This window comes from Affinundibacterium flavidum (assembly GCF_014284175.1).
GTDB lineage: Bacteria > Pseudomonadota > Gammaproteobacteria > Burkholderiales > Burkholderiaceae_D > Undibacterium > Undibacterium flavidum.
In genome coordinates, this window is record NZ_JACOGA010000001.1 from 207,821 (window position 1) to 224,178 (window position 16,358).

A 16,358-nucleotide genomic window follows, 5' to 3' on the forward strand; every position below is an offset into this window, starting at 1 on the left:
CGCTATTTTTATGGATGCGCTTGGTTTCTTGTTTTACTTCTCGTCCCCGCGCACAAACTGTTGTACCTTTGCTCCCATTTTCAGCAATTTCATTAAGGTACTTGGCTCTAATCGCAACATTTCATCGGTCCAGCTGGTTAAGGTTTTCATCAGCGCCAAAGTTTCTGCAATGCGGGCTTTACTGGCGCGGTCTTCTTGATCAATGTCAGGGCTGTCCAAACAGGCTTGCAAAGTCGCAATCGTAGGATTGAATTCGCGTTCCTTACGTTCACGTACAACTGTGCGGAATAATTCCCAGACATCAAGAGAGGTTTCAAAATGCGCGCGACGATCACCCATCACATGAGCAAGTTTGATCAGTTTCCAGTTTTGTAATTCTTTGAGTGAGTTCGATACATTCGACCGCGCTACCCCTAAGGTTTCTGCGATCTCTTCCGCCGTAAGTGGCGTGCCGACGATGTAGAGCAGTGCGTGAATTTGACTGACTGTGCGATTGACGCCCCACAGGGTGCCCATTTCGCCCCAGTGCAGTATGAATTTTTGTTTGACAGGTGTAAGTTCCATGTCTGTAGTGTAGGTATTTCTCAAATTTCTGTCAAGACAGAAATTTGAGAAATATTCTTAGTGATGAAAAGTTTGAATTAGGTCTTCAGTGCAGACACACGATGTCTCTGAATTATAGGTTTGCCGAATTGCTCATAGGACTGTCGCTTCCAATGTTGCGTCGAAGCTTGAGTTGAAGCTTAAGTCGAAGTTTGATTCGTTACAAATTCTTTCAATTCCCAATTCTTTTTGCGTTGCAATATAAATTTGGCTCGTGTTATCCTTCGGCCTTCATCATTTTCAGCGAGTTCATTGTGGATAGTTATAGTTGTCGATCATTTATTGAGTTGATTTTGGCAAGCTAACCACAGACTTTCTGTTGCTACTTGCCAGTCCTTGGCGAGTAGATTAAGCCGTTCTGGCTGTTCATCTGGTTTCTCTACTTCCCCTATTTATTGTTGTGCATCTGAGTGCAATTGTTAGAACTTTCTAGTCAGTTCTTGCAAGCTGCGCCCATATGTTTATTCGTGCGCGCTGGTGCATGAGCGAGCCTTTGGGCTCGTGGTCAGGGAGTGTTTATGTTTGAATTATTCAATCCACAGAAGTCATTTCATGCATTGCAAAAGAAAGGCCCGAATCGTTGGGATTGGGCTTTGCTGCCTATCGTATTGGCGGTCATCGTAGCATTTGGTTTTGCGGCGATGCAGATGAGTCGACCTTTTATGGTCGGTCAAATGCTGGAGATCAGCTTAGATCCTAGTTACTTGCCATATTATTTATTGCGCACCATCTTGCGTATGTTTACTGCGTTGGCGTTTGCTTTGCTATTTAGCTTGGTGTTTGCTGCGGTTGCTGTGAAATATAAGGCGGCAGAGCGCATCTTGATTCCATTATTGGATATTTTGCAGTCTGTACCGATTCTAGGATTTCAGGCAATTGCGATTGCGCCGTTTATTGCTTTGTTTTCAGGAGATTTACTCGGCGTTGAATGCGCCGCGATCTTTGCGATCTTTACCTCGCAAGCCTGGAATATGGCGTTTAGTTTGTATCAGTCGATGCGCACAGTTCCCTCTGAACTCAATGAAGCTGCGCAAATTTTTCGATTATCCGCTTGGCAGCGTTTCTGGCGCTTGGAGTTACCTTTTGCGATGCCAGGTTTGCTGTGGAATATGATGATGTCGATGTCTGGAGGTTGGTTTTTTCTGGTTGCTGCCGAAGCGATTTCAGTAGCTGGACAAGACATTAAATTACCCGGCATAGGATCGTATATTGCACTCGCCATCGAAGCAAAAAATGGCCTTGCGATCACTTGGGCGATCTTGGCAATGTTGGCAGGTATCTTGCTCTATGACCAGTTGTTTTTCCGTCCTTTGCTGGCATGGGCGGACAAATTTCGTTTTGAAGAAACGCAGGGAGATACTGCGCAACAATCTTGGCTGCTCGACTGGCTGCGAAATAGTTCATGGTTTCGTGATGGTGCACGTCGGTTCTGGCGTCAGTTAAGTAAGGCATTGATTTGGTTTAAGGCTTCGCATGACACACGGCCTAATAGTTCACGTGTGCAGTTTTACTCGCCGTTGTGGGGACGATTGGGTAACGGCCTGTTAATGGCGGTTGCACTAATTACCGCATATAGATTGATCGTGTTTATTCATAGTGATGTCGGTTGGAGCGAAGTGACGCATGTTTTTTTCTTGGGCTTGCTGACTCTATTGCGTGTGATGATTTTGATCGCCTTGGCGTCATTGGTGTGGGTGCCGGTGTCAGTTTGGATAGGCTTACGTCCGCAATATTCGCAAAGAGTGCAGGCAGTGGCGCAATTTTTGGCAGCGTTCCCAGTCAATCTGATGTTTCCGGTGGTGGTGTTGGCCATGGTTAGTTTGGATTTAAGTCCAAATATCTGGCTTAGCCCTTTGATGGTATTTGGTACGCAGTGGTATATCTTGTTCAATGTGGTTTCTGGTGCTGCTGCCATCCCGAATGACTTGCGCTTAGCTGCTGATAATTTAGGTGTGAGCGGTTGGCTTAAGTGGAAACGCGTTTACCTACCAGCGATTTTTCCGGCGTATATCACCGGTGCTATTACTGCCAGTGGTGGTTCCTGGAATGCCAGTATCGTCGCGGAATATGTTACCTGGGGAAAGACAACACTCGTTGCGGATGGTTTGGGTAGTTACATTAAGCAAATGACAGAGACTGGGGATTTTCACCGGATTGCGCTGGGTGTGAGTGTGATGTGTATTTTTGTGATGCTGTTGAATCGCTTCTTTTGGCGCAAATTGTATTTACTAGCTGATGAACGTAGCTGACAGCATAGGACTTACGCAAAACAGACGCTGGCGTTGTTGCGTTCACCTCGCCCCCTGCCTTCGCAGGGGCAGGCCAAGCAATTGTACTGTCTTCGGCTCCGCGCCTAGCCAGCGCAATTTTGCGTAAGTCCTATAAACCACCAAATCAATACACGTAATTAAGCAACCATATGACAACACTCGGAAGTACGAGGTAAATGAAATGACACAAAAGAACGTAATGCAATTAGTCGGAGTGAATAAGTCTTTCAAAGCCGCCGATGGAACTGCCCGACTGGTTTTAGATCAGGTTGATTTTGAATTAAAAGAAGGCGAGATCGTTGCCTTGCTCGGCAAGTCTGGCTCGGGTAAATCGACATTGTTGCGCATCATGGCTGGTTTGATCCCCGCCGATCAGGGGCAGATGACGTATCGTGATCGTGCGATTGATGGACCGGTCGCTGGGGTGGCAATGGTGTTTCAATCCTTTGCACTATTTCCGTGGTTGACGGTACAGCAAAACGTGGAATTGGGGCTGGAAGCGCAAGGCGTGCCTGCGGCAGAGCGCGAGTTACGTGCTGATGCGGTATTGGAATTGATAGGTCTGGCGGGCTTTGGCGGCGCTTTACCGCGTGAGTTATCCGGCGGCATGAAACAGCGAGTAGGTATCGCCCGCGCTTTGGTGACCAACCCGGATGTTCTATTGATGGACGAGGCATTTTCCGCTTTGGATGTGCTGACTGGCGAAACCCTGCGTAATGATATGTTGGACTTGTGGGAGCATAGTAAGATCTCGACCAAAGGTATTTTAGTCGTCTCACACAATATTGAAGAAGCCGTGATGATGGCTGATCGCGTGATTATTTTGGGAAGTGATCCAGGTCGTGTACGTTGTGAAGTCAAGATCGATCTGCCACGTCCACGTGATGTTGAGTCCTTAGAAGTGAGAACCTTGATCGATGAAATTTATGGCTTGATGACCATGCGCCATGTGCATGATGCCAGTGTCGGAGAGGCGACTCACCATCTTGGCTATCGCTTGCCAGATACGGATATCAGCCGTATCGAAGGCGTACTTGATTTGCTGGCTGATTCACCATTCAACGGCCGTGCTGACTTGCCGCAATTAGCGCAAGAGACTGAACTGTCGGATGAAGAATTGTTCCCAACTTATGAAGCACTCAGCCTGCTGGGATTGGCGACGATAGACCAGGGCGACATCAGCTTGACACCTCTCGGTAGCCGTTATGTCGAAGCGGATAAACAAAATAAACAAGAACTGTTTGGCCAGCAATTATTGACCCACGTGCCTTTGGCCAGTCATATCCGGCGTCATTTAGAAAACGAAGCCAACGGCAGCTTGGCAGAAGCGCCGTTGCTGGAATTGTTGGAAGAATTTATGAAGGAAGATGAAGCCAAACGTGTCTTGGAAATTGCGATTGAGTGGGGACGTTACGGCGAAGTCTATGAGTATGATTACCACACTGGTCGTTTGACTTTGCCCGATGGCGACGAAGATTAATTTGAATCTTTCAACTTTGATCTTTACGAGGGCTTATGCAAAATTGTGCTAGCTAGACGCGTCGCCGAAGGCAGCACATTTGTACGACGAGGCGACTGCAACGACGCTAGCGTCTGTTTCGCATAAGTCCTGTTTATTTGCAATGATCCGTCGCGACTTGATATGCGACTACAAAGAGCGACAAGATGCTACCACCTTGGCGCAGGCAATCTGGTTTGGCGGCACGATTTGCTGCCTGCTGAAATCGATCGTGTTTGCTCGTTTTGGGATCTTCTAAACTTGTGCCGCTTTTTTCTGCCAATTTTTGGATGTCGGATTTACTCGCTTCATACGCTAGTTTCACACTAGCACTATCGTATTTGTAACGTGCGGTAGCCGAAAGTGGATCGACGGGCTTCGCGTTAGCAGTACTGCTGGGCGTTTCTGGGAAGACATTCACCAACTCGGTAACAGGTTTGGTTGCAGAATTGTCCTTCATATTGTGATCCACTTTGGGGGCTGTTGCCTGCGGAACGGCAGCGACTTCCGACTTTATTTTATTGCGCTTGGACGGACTTGTTGAAACGGTTGTGGGTGTGCTTTGAATGATTTTTGGCGCAGCTTTTTCAACTGGAAAACTCAGCAGCATGATGCGCGCTACCGGATTGGCGGTAGGAATCATTGTCCTCAGAAAATCACGATGCAATTGGGCTAAAAAAAATAGCGAAATGCCGATGGCAAGGCTGGCAGAAAACAGTCTTTGCCCGTTAGAGCGTGGCATGCAAAGCTGGTCTCGCTTGAGATCGGTGTTAAACATCATGGAGGGAAGTCACGCTAATGATGAAAAGTTGGTAGCATAAAGCTATATCAAACATTTGCGTAAACTGTTTAATAATTTCGCTAGAAGCGAATCCAAATGTTCATCTCGTAGTACTAGGGTCTGTTAGCATTCAAATCGGGAGATGCGTTCAAGCCAAAAGGTGGGATGGCAAGGCGTAGTTCGCCGCCGAGGCTGGTGCCTCGGCAAGAGCTACAACGCAGTCCATCGCGCGTTTTGGCTTGAACCCTTCGGGAATGGGTAAAACGGGCACATGGCGTTGTTGCAAGTCGCTTACAGTGCTCGCACTGCGGCGCGCCTTGACGCCTAGCCCTGTGCCCGTTTTTCCGCATTCGCACTCCCAATTTGAATGTTAACAGACCCTAAAGTAGCGTAGCTTGATCGGTTTTAATTAAACCTGTTCACGCCTTGTATAAGCAATATTGATTTTTCCCGGCTTTTTTTGCTTGATACATGGCTTCATCCGCGCCATGCATTATTTTCGCGATGTCGTAATCAAGTGTATCGGCAAAATTGATTCCAATACTTGCGCCTATCTTGATCTGTATCGCATCACCAAACCGAATGATTTGCGATGCCTCGGTAATAATCTTGTCGGCAATTTCTTGTACCTTGCTAATCTCGTCAATATTTTTGAGTATGACAATAAATTCGTCGCCGCCAGTACGAGAAATGAAATCCGTTTTACGCACGATCCCCCTGAGTAATTGCGTAAAATGAATCAGCACTTTGTCACCGATATCGTGACCAAATTGATCGTTAACTTCTTTAAATCCATCCAAATCGATCATCAATAGATAAAAACTCTGGACCAAATCTGCATGCATTTCAAATTGTAGGCGGGCAGCCGCCTTATCAAACCCAAGTCGATTCGCGACACCCGTTAAGTGGTCTGTGACTGCGAGATAGTTCGCCGATTCTTCTAACTGCTTACGCTCGGTGATGTCGTTTACCAATCCCTGTAATACATTGTCTTCGACCGTACTGATAACCAAGTTGATCCATTTCTTTTGCAACGGTAACCCAACTTCTAATTCAAAATCCTCTGATGAGACTTGATCTTCGTGCATGGCATTTTCCAACATGCCTTGTAGGCGTAATGCATAGTCATCCAAATTGTGCAGCAAACTGTTTTTAATCGTCTCATTGTTAGCATCATGCGGAATCGCAAAGAGCCTTAAGAAGGCGGGATTGGATGAAATGACTTCGCCATTCGGTTTTAATAAAAAAATACCTGTCTCAGAATTATCAAAAATCGCACGGAATTTCTTTTCACCAATTTGATGTTGTATACGCAGATCTCTTTCCTCCGCCAGGATATGCGAGAGTTTAGAAAACAGCGTGTTGACGTCGCGGACCAATTGTCCGATTTCATCTTGTTGATTTCCCGATGGTAGTGGCAGGCTGGTATTTGCATTCACTGGCAAGTGGTGCAGACGATCAGAAATCGTTTTGATTGGTCGCGTGATTAAGATCATAACAATTGCGACTACGGCACCCGCCATAATTAATGCTTGCAACATCAGGAGCAGGGCGGTAAAGCGGGCCTTGTGATTGACTTGAGCACGAATGAACGCCATGTCTGGTTTTAATTCGATCTGGCAAACGGATTCGGCTTGGTTGAAGGGGGAATAGATAGCTCGCTCTATCAGTAATTCTGTCTTGAGATTCGCCATCAATGGATTACTGTTGGGAAGAATTTTGTTTTTTTGCAGATTCGTCAAAACCTGTTGGCTGGAAAAAATCCTGATGCTGGCGACGTCTTCATTTTTTAAAAGACCTTGTGCCACTTCTTTAGCCAGATTTGCGTCGGATAAATAGCAAGCAATACTGACGGTGTTTTCGACTGTGCTTAACAGCGTTCCCATGCGATTTTTGACTAATTCCTGCTCAGTGTTTGATTCCCATAAATAGGTAACCGCTGCAAACAAGCCACCAACGCACAAAGCGATCGTCAGCACGATAAAGCTGCTGCGATAGACGATGCTGGTGCGTAGTAGTTGTAGAAGTTTGCGTGGTTTTAGCATAAATTGCCGCGGTCTTTTTCTATCTAAAAGCTTATATTCTTTTGCTGAATTCTAAGAGGTGACTTCTAAGGTGATTTCTAAGAAGTCATCATTACCTACGATCGCAGCGGGTCAAAGACGATTTTGACTCGCTTATCGATTTTCTTCCTGTCGATATACGCAATCGCGCCTTTGACATTGCTGACGATTTCCAGCGCCTGTTCAGTTGTCATTACTTGCTTGGGTGGTGAGCCTTGCCCTGAAAACATTAAGCGCGCCCAATAGGAGCTGATTTCAGGAAGCTCCTTGTTTACCATCACGCTGTAAAAATTAGCTTTTTCAGTTAGTGGACTTTCCAGATCTATCGGTTGCGCATTGATGCCCGAAGCGAGTTTGCGATTGCGCCCCATGTAGACGTTGATGACTTCATCTTTACTCATCTTGTCGATGCCTGCCTGCAGATTCGCTACCACCACAAAGTCATTCGATGCTTTGAGCGAGCCGCTATAGCTAGTAGCTACCAGCAAAATTAACAGCATCCATGTTTGTCTGATGATAGACATAATGTCGATGATCGCTCAGTTAAAAATAAAGTTGTAGCTGACACTAATGATGTTTGCTTTTCCATCCCAATCAGGCTGCGTATTGCGAATAATTAGGCGCTCTTGGTTACGCATGTGATCGAATTGAAACTTAAGGTCACTGGTTTGATTTAAGTTATAACGTAGCCCTATGGATACGGAGTTTTGTTCATTGCGAGTCGCCTTGAGAAAACCTTGTATGCCTGCTTCCACTTGATCGATGGCGGGATGGATACCTGGCGGTAAGCCCGTGTTGACGCTCTTAGCGTTAAGTGGGTGTGTTTTCGCCCAAGTGAAATAGGGCGTCCATGACTTAAGTCTATAAGCCAAAGTAAAAAAAGCCGCAACGTTCGAGTTAAAACTCAAGGTTTGCGACTGCAAACGACTTAGCATCAGTTGTGCTTGTAGCGGGCCATCGTCATATACCACGCCTGCTGACAGGTAGTGTATCTCTTTATCTTTAAAGCTAAGATTCTCACCGAGAGCGGGTGCTGTAGGGCTGATTTGGGCAAATAAGGGCGACTGCAATGCATCGATTAAACCTTGTATGCTGACAAAATTTTGATTGAAATGTAGTGAGGCGTAGCCTAGGCGAGTCAACCAATTCTGTGATTGAAACTCAAGATGTCCACCCCAAATTTTCGCTCCCTTTAAGGAAAAATAAATATCTGGATCTTGCGCCAATATTCTTTCATTGGCTTTACCAGCGAAGAGTTTGATTTTGGCCTGATTGGCGCCGACCGCGTATTTATAGACAAGGTCTGCACCGTCAATATAACTGACGATGAGTCCACCAAAATATTCTACGGGTGGGCGCACCCAAGTATATGAGTAGGCGACGTTTCTGGAGTCTGCTAAGGGGTAGACATCAAAACCTAGACGACCTAGGCGCAAATCTAGATTGTCGTTAGGGAAGTATTTAAGAAACCCCCAACTTATATCAGGCTGAAAATCTTTTTCTCCCCGACGAGCGACAACTTGTACTGTGGCATCTAAGTAGTCATTAATATTGCTTGAGAGCTGTAGGCCGAGTATGGAGTCAACACCCAGATCAAATTGACGCGTATATCCTGCGCCTTTTGTTTGTAATAAGTCGCGTAGGTAATCAAATTTTTGACTAGTGTTGTAGGTGACACCTAGTGTTCCAAAACCGCTGAATTTGACGAGTGGTTCGTCAGTGCTTGCGATGAAGTTGTGATCAGGAGCTTGGGCATCATCCGTGCTCGATGGATGTTCGATCGGAATAACTTCAGTGATCTGTGTTGTGCTCTGTGCATACGCTTTTTCTGGTACAAGACCATTAACAAAAAGGCCGCCGAGCACGCAAGTTATGCACAATTGACAGAGAACTGGACGCTTACGAGAACAAGCTTTCATATAACCCCGCCAAGAACTAATTACTTCGCGATCAATATAGCTAAAAGATGTCTAAATAGAAGCCCAAAACATGCCCAAATTCATATTACACAGTAGCAATTAGGCTGGCAATGTCTTATTGGGGCGGTGTACGAAACACCACAGTGAAAGTATCAAGAATTAGGAGGAGAATTTGGCCGAACAATGAATGGATCTCAATTGAGATAGTTTTTGCAAGTTCGTATTGGCTTACATGGAGCGGTTTTCGGCCACTTAATGTGTATTAGTTCAGACTTGATGTGTATGCGGACTGAGTGCTGCACTCAGTCCGCATATTTGGTAATTTACTTATTCACTTATTTATTCACTTACTTAGCTATTTGCCTATTTACTACTGGCTTACTTCTTTGCTGGTCTGATCATTTCACAGATTAATTTACATCTTAATAGGTCGAGCTAATTTTCAGAACTAACTTGCAAAATTAACTTGCCGAAATTTTTCCCTTCAAACAACATCATTAGTGCCGCAGGAAATTGATCTAATCCTTGCACGATATCTTCGCGTGTATGGAACTGACCTTGCGCCATCCATTGACTCATTTCTTTTACAGCTTCAGGGTAACGTTTAACGTAATCGAAAACCACGATGCCTTCCATGCGGGCACGGTTGACTAAGAGCGCGAGGTAATTAGACGGTCCTTTGATTGCGCTGGTGTTGTTGTATTGTGAGATTGCACCGCAAATAATGATGCGGGCTTTCATGTTGATGCGAGTGAGAACTGTATCTAGAATTTCTCCTCCGACATTGTCAAAATAAATATCGACGCCGTTGGGACAATGTTCTTTTAAGTCATCTTTAACCGAGCTGTTTTTGTAATCGATGCAGGCATCAAAACCTAGCTCATTGACGACAAAATCGCATTTTTCCTTGCCGCCAGCGATGCCGACGACACGGCAGCCTTTTTGTTTAGCGACTTGCCCGACAGTTTGGCCGACAGCACCTGCTGCACCAGATACGACGACAGTCTCGCCGGCCTTGGGCTGTCCCACATCGAGTAAGCCAAAGTACGCGGTCATGCCGGGCATGCCGAGTGCATTTAAATAGGCTGGAAGCGGTGCAAGTGCTGGGTCAATCTTATAAAATCCGCCGTATTTGTCGTCCGCCATGCCGGTCCAATATTCTTGCACGCCTATGCTGCCTGAAACATAGTCGCCCACCGCAAATCGACTTGATTGAGAGGCGACTACGATGCCAACACCACCTGCACGCATCACTTCATTAATTTCAACTGGACGAATATACGATTTACCGCCATTCATCCAACCACGCATTGCAGGATCTATCGACAAATAGAGCGTCTTAATTTGTATTTCACCCTCGTTTAATGTCCGTAAAGCTTCGGAGGTGTGGGACCAGCTTTCAGCGGTGGGAAAACCCACAGGACGTGCGGCTAATCGAATTTGACGATTCATGGTGGAAGTCATGTGGCAATCTCCTAAAAAGTACGTTGAAACGATTGTTAAGTGATGATCGATCAATTAAATCAATTGATTAATTGGTTGATTAATTAATGAAGACTAATGACTATACATTAAATAGAACGACTGTGCTTTTATTTTGCGGAGCAAAAATTTGGGGCTTGAACATGAGACAATGCCAACTTCGATTTTTCATAGAGCAGCGTGTCTTCTTGATCCACAGAATTTATCTTGATTATTAAGTAATTTATTATTGAGCAACTTATGCGCCCAGAATTTATCTTGACCTTGTCTTGCCCCGATCAACGCGGGATCGTTCATAGCGTTTCAGGTTTCCTGACCAACCATGGCTGCAATATTATTGATTCGGCACAGTTCGGTGACGCGCATTCACAATTGTTTTTCATGCGCGTACATTTTTCGCAGGAAGACGATAGTGTCAGCGAACAAATGTTGCGTGATGAATTTGCGCAAGTTGCGCAGAGTTGGTCTATGGAGTGGCAATTACACGACGCGCACCACAAGCCGCGCGTGGTGTTGATGGTGTCAAAAATTGGACATTGTCTGAATGATTTATTGTTCCGCTATAAGAGTGGTCTATTGCCAGTCGAAATCAAGGCGATTATTTCGAATCACACGGATTTTTATCAATTGGCTGCCAGCTACAATATTCCTTTTCATCACTTACCTTTGACTGCAGGTGCCAGTGCTGAGCAGAAGCATCAACAAGAGCAAAAAGTATTAGATGTTATCAATGGTAACCAGGCTGAATTAGTGGTGCTCGCACGGTATATGCAGATACTGTCGAATTCCATGTGCCAGGCATTGAGTGGGCGTGCGATCAACATCCACCATTCTTTCTTACCTAGTTTTAAAGGTGCAAAGCCTTATTATCAGGCGCATGATCGGGGCGTAAAGCTGATCGGCGCAACGGCGCATTTTGTCACGGGGGATTTGGATGAGGGACCGATTATTGAACAAGATGTTGAACGTGTCGACCATGCAATGGATCCAGAAAAACTCACCGCCATAGGACGAGATGTTGAATGCGTGGTGTTAGCCCGTGCGGTAAATTATTTTGTTGAGCATCGCATTTTACTTAATGGTCATAAGACCGTCGTCTTCAACTGATTTTTTTCGTCACCCAATCTGCAATTTTTACCAATTTATTTAAAACACCAAAAACAATAATGGCACTGAAATCTACAATTTATAAAGCAGAACTCAATATTTCCGATATGGATCGCGGCTATTACGCTGATCACAGTTTGACTATCGCCCGTCATCCTTCAGAAACCGACGAGCGCATGATGGTCAGAGTCGTGGCGTTTGCGATTCACGCGAGTGAACGTTTGGCTTTTGGTAAGGGGATCTCTGATACTGAAGAGCCAGATTTTTGGGAAAAAGATTATACCGACGCGATACTTTTGTGGGGTGAAGTCGGGCAACCTGATGACCGTCGTTTGTTGAAAGCTTGTGGTCGCGCCGAAAAAGTGGTGGTGTATAGCTTTGCACACGCCAGTAGTATTTGGTGGAAACAAATCAATAGCCGCTTAGATAGAGCTAAAAATTTATGCGTGAAAAATATCGCATCTGAAACTAGCCAAGAACTCGCCAAAATGGCAGAGCGCACGATGCAATTGCAGTGCACCATACAAGATGGACAAATCTGGATGTCGGCGGGAGATCAATCGGTACAGATAGACTTGGAAATGTTTAAAGATTTTGGCTAAGGGCGAAGGTAGCAAAAATAGCCAAGATGCGACACCATCAAAAAATTACCAAATGCCAAATGCCTGATGAGTTTGATTTAGTTGTAGGCGGAAAATCAAATTTATCAGGCATTTATATTTGAGCGGCTAATTTATCAGTGAAAGCGGTGAAAGCGTGTTCACCCTCATTCAGTGACATTGAACGACATTATGCGAGCGCAACTCCCGCCGCATCAAAATAGCCATCAAACAAAATCGAACTTAAATAGCGCTCGCCGGAATCTGGTAACACCACGACGATAGTCTTACCTGCATTTTCCGGTAACTTCGCCAGACGCACTGCAACTGCCGTCGCAGCACCGCAAGAAATTCCCGCTAAAATTCCTTCTTCTTTTGCCAAACGCTGAGCAAATTCCACTGCTTCTTCATTACTGACTTGTTCAATCAGATCGACCAAAGATAGATCTAGAACATCTGGCACAAAGCCTGCGCCTATGCCTTGAATTTTATGAGGGGCTGGTTTGATTTCCTCACCGTTACGTTTTTGTGTTAAAACTGGGCTGGCAGTAGGCTCTACCGCGACTGTTTGAATTGCCTTACCTTGCGTTTGTTTAATGTAGCGTGACACGCCAGTAATAGTGCCGCCTGTGCCGACCCCAGACACGAAAATGTCGACCTGGCCTTCTGTATCATTCCAGATTTCTGGACCGGTAGTTTTTTCATGAATTGTTGGATTTGCCGGATTTTTAAATTGCTGCAATAAGACATAGCGATCAGGATCACTGGCACGGATTTCTTCCGCTTTCGCAATCGCGCCATTCATACCTTTTGCGCCTTCCGTCAAAATTAATTTCGCGCCAAAAGCGAGCAACAATTTGCGGCGTTCTATGCTCATGGTTTCTGGCATGGTCAGGGTTAAAGGTATGCCTTTAGCCGCCGCTACAAACGCCAAAGCGATCCCGGTGTTGCCGCTGGTAGGTTCGATCAACTCCTTGCCAGGGCCGAGCAGACCACGTGTTTCCGCATCTGCCACCATCGCCGCACCGATGCGGCATTTCACCGAGTACGCAGGATTACGGCCTTCGATTTTGGCGAGAATAGTCGCACCAGCGCCATCGCTGATGCGCTGCAATTTGACCAGTGGAGTACGACCTATAGAGTCGGCATTATTTTGATAGATGGGCATAAGATTCCTATTGTGAAATGTATCCAAGAAGGATAACGAGAATAAGTCAGAGCGTGACAAATTCAAACGACTATAAGGTCATATTCTTATGCGGTTTTGGGAAATACAGCGTAGCTTTTTGATTTAAGAATAAATTTAGCAAGTGCGATTGCGTTTGGCGAATCGCACTTGTATCTGCGGTGTAACTGTCGTGCAGTTGCAATAGCGTAGCTCGATGGAAGTTTATTTTAGCGGCACCAATTCAAATCTCTGCCGCGTATTTTTTTCGACGACAGGTTTGGAGTACAGCAAGGGAAAATATTCCCCTTTCGCCCATTGCTCTGCCAAGTCCCGATAGTGCGGGCTGCTCGGATCACCAGACTGACCGGGTGCGTTGACAGCGCGTGAATTATCCCAGTTGCCGACATCGATCACGACACGGAACGAAGGCCCGTTCAATTGGATGAAATCGGTCAGGCGATAAGTCGATTGGTTGACGGTATTTGCACTACCTCCGCGTGCCAAAGGACCTACATCAAATTGGGTGCGGCTGGTGCTATCTAGCATTTTTGAAAAAGGATGGGCGAACAGAGTTTTTTGCAGATTACCCCAACGCCAGTTTTTGTTATCCATGCCTTGTGAGAGTTCTAGCTTTTTATAAGCTGCAGCTAAACTATTGAGTAATAGCGTATCGCGTGCCGTTTTTGCTTGCTGTGGATTGTTGCCAAATTGGGTTGGATAGCTAGCGCCGCTATTGCCGACATTGATGCCATTCATACTTTCCAAGTTATCCAACATGCGCGTCATATCCGGCATTGTGGCGACATGAATTGCTAAGTGATCTAGCATCAGTTCTTTATATGCTGGTGCCAGTGTTTGTGTCAGCCAGACTTGGAACAGTGCCGCAGCGGCGGAATCTGCAGATTCGATATGGTTCCAGTTGAGTAAAACTTGTAGTGCTTTTTGCGTCACTTCATCGTTTGCTTTTAAGGTTTTTAGAATAGCGGTCAGACGTTGGGCGGGCAAAGATAAGACATCATTTTGCAATTGCATAGAGTCTTCTAATGAAAACTTTTTATCTTGCGATAAGACATCCGCGATGCGCTGATAGCGCGCTGGGTACGGCCACTCGAACCCCAGTTTTCTATCGCGATATGGATAAGATTTCGGTAGATTCATTTCATTGGCAGAGGCAAACCAGGCATTCTTCGGGTTGTAGCTGGACGGTAATTTATCGCCCGATAAAAAGCCTGCCCATTCATAGCGCCCATCGCCAGGCACTGGCAGTAGGCCATCCCAGTTAGGACGTATAGGAGTCAAGCCACCCGGTACCCAGCCGATATTACCTTTGACGTCGGCGTACACCTGATTTTCGGTCGGTGCGCCCCAATGCAACATGGCTTTCTTAAATTGGGAAAAATTTTGTGCGCGCATATAGTCGACACTACCAAAATACGGTGCCATGCCAGCTTGTAACCAGCCTGTGCGTACTGCAAAAGCACGATTCTTATTGGCCTCTTGAAAAATTACTGGCCCATGGCGAGTAAACAATAGTTCGGATTGCAGAGCTGTGCGGTCTTTGACTTGGAACACTTCAACTTGTTTCTTGAAGTTTTCCCATTTGCCGCGGTACTTGTACTGCATCTTATTTGCTGGATTGATCTCGTACACATACAAATCTTCCTGATCGATACTCATGATTGTCAGGCCAAAAGCGATGGTGCCATTGTGACCTATGGAAATGCCTGGCAACGCGGGTTCGCCAGCGCCTATTACGTCTAGTCCTGGCGCACTCAAATGCGCGATATAGCGTAAGGACGGCGCTGAATAAGCGCGATGTGGATCGTTCGCCAAGATCGCCCGACCTGTACTGGTTTTTGAAGGAGCGATCACCCAATTATTGCTACCTTCCTGGCGCTCATCGGTAGTTGGTAACGGCGTTTGTTGTGCTAGCGTGTCATTACTTGAGCCCGCGGTTTGCGATAGTCGTAGGGTGTTAGCATCGAATTCGACGTTTTGGGTCGCCAAGGTAAATTGGCGCAAAATGCCGTCCGGCAGACAAGGATCAAGTCCTTCTGGAACTTTTGTAATCCAGGTAGGTGACAGACGCTGACGTACTTCGTCAGCACTTAAATTTCCATCGCAAGCGAATTTGGCACGCGTGATTTCCGACGTCAGGTTGCGCGTCAATCCATGGCTGCGTATGCGTACGACATCTTCTGCTAACCAATGCGCTGGAAGATAGTTGAGCGTTTTAAATTCTATCGGTAAGGCGTCGCGATTCTTGTGAACGTAATCAACATAGGCATTGATCCCTGCGACAAAGCGCTTACTTAATTGTTCTGCATGTTGGCCATAGGCTGCCCATTCTTTGTGCATGTCACCGCGGTATAAGAATAAGCGTGCCGCGCGGTCTTGTTCTAAAAAGCTGGCACCAAATACTTCTGATAATTGCCCTAAACCACGGCGACGCCATAAGTCGAGTTGAAACAAGCGGTCGCGGGCGGCATTAAAGCCTTGTGCGAAAAACAGGTCATCCTGATTTTTGGCGTAGATGTGTGGCACGCCCCAATGATCGACCAATATTTGTACTGGTTGTTGGAGTTCTTTCACCTGCCAGGATTGTTGTAATTGTTGTTGTGGGGCACGAGTTGAGGTGTCTTTTTGAATGACTTGCTGTGCGGTATTGTTTTTTTTGACTTCTAATGCGCTAGCATGTGCAGGATAAAACATTTGTAGACTGAGCAAAGCTAGGCTAAGCTGAGCAAGTCGCTGCATACGGTGGTGGCGCTTTTCAGTGTGTATCTGGGTGACTGCATTGCTTATTTTCATTGTTGTGGTCATTGTTTTGGCCATTGCTTTGGTCATTGTTTTGGTGATTATTGGGGC

The 16,358-nt window shown here is 45.9% G+C and carries 12 protein-coding genes; 4 read left to right on the plus strand and 8 right to left on the minus strand.

Annotated elements, in window-relative coordinates; translation table 11 throughout:
* Positions 1-33: 33 nt before the first annotated feature.
* Entirely contained in the window at positions 34-564 is a 531-nt protein-coding gene (locus tag H8K55_RS00885) for a GbsR/MarR family transcriptional regulator (protein ID WP_186940137.1), read from the minus strand.
* 557 nt (positions 565-1,121) lie between these two features.
* On the opposite strand from H8K55_RS00885, the gene H8K55_RS00890 reads away from it, so the two are divergent.
* Together H8K55_RS00890 and H8K55_RS00895 are read left to right on the plus strand one after the other, a co-directional pair.
* On the plus strand, positions 1,122-2,852 hold the full coding sequence (locus H8K55_RS00890; protein WP_186940138.1) for an ABC transporter permease: 1,731 nt from the start codon (positions 1,122-1,124) through the stop codon (positions 2,850-2,852).
* A gap of 202 nt (positions 2,853-3,054) precedes the next feature.
* Positions 3,055-4,353, plus strand: coding sequence for an ABC transporter ATP-binding protein (locus H8K55_RS00895; protein WP_186940139.1), 1,299 nt, complete (start codon positions 3,055-3,057; stop codon positions 4,351-4,353).
* A gap of 133 nt (positions 4,354-4,486) precedes the next feature.
* On the opposite strand, the gene H8K55_RS00900 is transcribed toward H8K55_RS00895, so the two are convergent.
* From H8K55_RS00900 to H8K55_RS00920, 5 genes are all read right to left on the minus strand, one after another.
* Positions 4,487-5,113: a hypothetical protein gene (locus tag H8K55_RS00900; RefSeq protein WP_186940140.1), complete on the minus strand. Its 627-nt coding sequence runs from the start codon at positions 5,111-5,113 to the stop codon at positions 4,487-4,489.
* A gap of 458 nt (positions 5,114-5,571) precedes the next feature.
* The gene (locus tag H8K55_RS00905) at positions 5,572-7,197 is read right to left on the minus strand and encodes a sensor domain-containing diguanylate cyclase (RefSeq protein ID WP_186940141.1); all 1,626 of its coding nucleotides are present in this window, start codon (positions 7,195-7,197) and stop codon (positions 5,572-5,574) included.
* 95 nt (positions 7,198-7,292) lie between these two features.
* Entirely contained in the window at positions 7,293-7,739 is a 447-nt protein-coding gene (locus H8K55_RS00910) for a hypothetical protein (RefSeq protein ID WP_186940142.1), read from the minus strand.
* Positions 7,740-7,754: 15 nt separating this feature from the next.
* On the minus strand, positions 7,755-9,134 hold the full coding sequence (locus H8K55_RS00915) for a hypothetical protein (RefSeq protein WP_186940143.1): 1,380 nt from the start codon (positions 9,132-9,134) through the stop codon (positions 7,755-7,757).
* 435 nt (positions 9,135-9,569) lie between these two features.
* The gene (locus H8K55_RS00920) at positions 9,570-10,598 is read right to left on the minus strand and encodes an NADP-dependent oxidoreductase (RefSeq protein ID WP_186940144.1); all 1,029 of its coding nucleotides are present in this window, start codon (positions 10,596-10,598) and stop codon (positions 9,570-9,572) included.
* 258 nt (positions 10,599-10,856) lie between these two features.
* Here H8K55_RS00920 and purU point away from each other — a divergent pair, with 258 nt between their 5' ends.
* Together purU and H8K55_RS00930 are read left to right on the plus strand one after the other, a co-directional pair.
* Positions 10,857-11,723: a formyltetrahydrofolate deformylase gene (purU, locus tag H8K55_RS00925; protein WP_186940145.1), complete on the plus strand. Its 867-nt coding sequence runs from the start codon at positions 10,857-10,859 to the stop codon at positions 11,721-11,723.
* 59 nt (positions 11,724-11,782) lie between these two features.
* Positions 11,783-12,325: a YaeQ family protein gene (locus H8K55_RS00930; protein WP_186940146.1), complete on the plus strand. Its 543-nt coding sequence runs from the start codon at positions 11,783-11,785 to the stop codon at positions 12,323-12,325.
* Between the two features lie 187 nt (positions 12,326-12,512).
* Here the strand turns inward: H8K55_RS00930 and cysK are convergent, their stop codons facing one another.
* The gene (cysK, locus tag H8K55_RS00935; protein WP_186940147.1) at positions 12,513-13,490 is read right to left on the minus strand and encodes a cysteine synthase A; all 978 of its coding nucleotides are present in this window, start codon (positions 13,488-13,490) and stop codon (positions 12,513-12,515) included.
* Between the two features lie 222 nt (positions 13,491-13,712).
* Positions 13,713-16,202 (minus strand): penicillin acylase family protein, encoded by a 2,490-nt coding sequence (locus H8K55_RS00940; RefSeq protein WP_186940327.1) that lies wholly within the window; start codon positions 16,200-16,202, stop codon positions 13,713-13,715.
* Positions 16,203-16,358 lie beyond the last annotated feature (156 nt).

What these genes read in the sequence shown, in the direction of transcription:
- H8K55_RS00885 (WP_186940137.1), bottom strand. Translation starts at nt 564, where the DNA reads ATGGAACTTACACCTGTCAAACAAAAATTCATACTGCACTGGGGCGAA.
- H8K55_RS00890 (WP_186940138.1), top strand. Translation starts at nt 1,122, where the DNA reads ATGTTTGAATTATTCAATCCACAGAAGTCATTTCATGCATTGCAAAAG.
- H8K55_RS00895 (WP_186940139.1), top strand. Translation starts at nt 3,055, where the DNA reads ATGACACAAAAGAACGTAATGCAATTAGTCGGAGTGAATAAGTCTTTC.
- H8K55_RS00900 (WP_186940140.1), bottom strand. Translation starts at nt 5,113, where the DNA reads ATGCCACGCTCTAACGGGCAAAGACTGTTTTCTGCCAGCCTTGCCATC.
- H8K55_RS00905 (WP_186940141.1), bottom strand. Translation starts at nt 7,197, where the DNA reads ATGCTAAAACCACGCAAACTTCTACAACTACTACGCACCAGCATCGTC.
- H8K55_RS00910 (WP_186940142.1), bottom strand. Translation starts at nt 7,739, where the DNA reads ATGTCTATCATCAGACAAACATGGATGCTGTTAATTTTGCTGGTAGCT.
- H8K55_RS00915 (WP_186940143.1), bottom strand. Translation starts at nt 9,134, where the DNA reads ATGAAAGCTTGTTCTCGTAAGCGTCCAGTTCTCTGTCAATTGTGCATA.
- H8K55_RS00920 (WP_186940144.1), bottom strand. Translation starts at nt 10,598, where the DNA reads ATGACTTCCACCATGAATCGTCAAATTCGATTAGCCGCACGTCCTGTG.
- purU (WP_186940145.1), top strand. Translation starts at nt 10,857, where the DNA reads ATGCGCCCAGAATTTATCTTGACCTTGTCTTGCCCCGATCAACGCGGG.
- H8K55_RS00930 (WP_186940146.1), top strand. Translation starts at nt 11,783, where the DNA reads ATGGCACTGAAATCTACAATTTATAAAGCAGAACTCAATATTTCCGAT.
- cysK (WP_186940147.1), bottom strand. Translation starts at nt 13,490, where the DNA reads ATGCCCATCTATCAAAATAATGCCGACTCTATAGGTCGTACTCCACTG.
- H8K55_RS00940 (WP_186940327.1), bottom strand. Translation starts at nt 16,202, where the DNA reads ATGTTTTATCCTGCACATGCTAGCGCATTAGAAGTCAAAAAAAACAAT.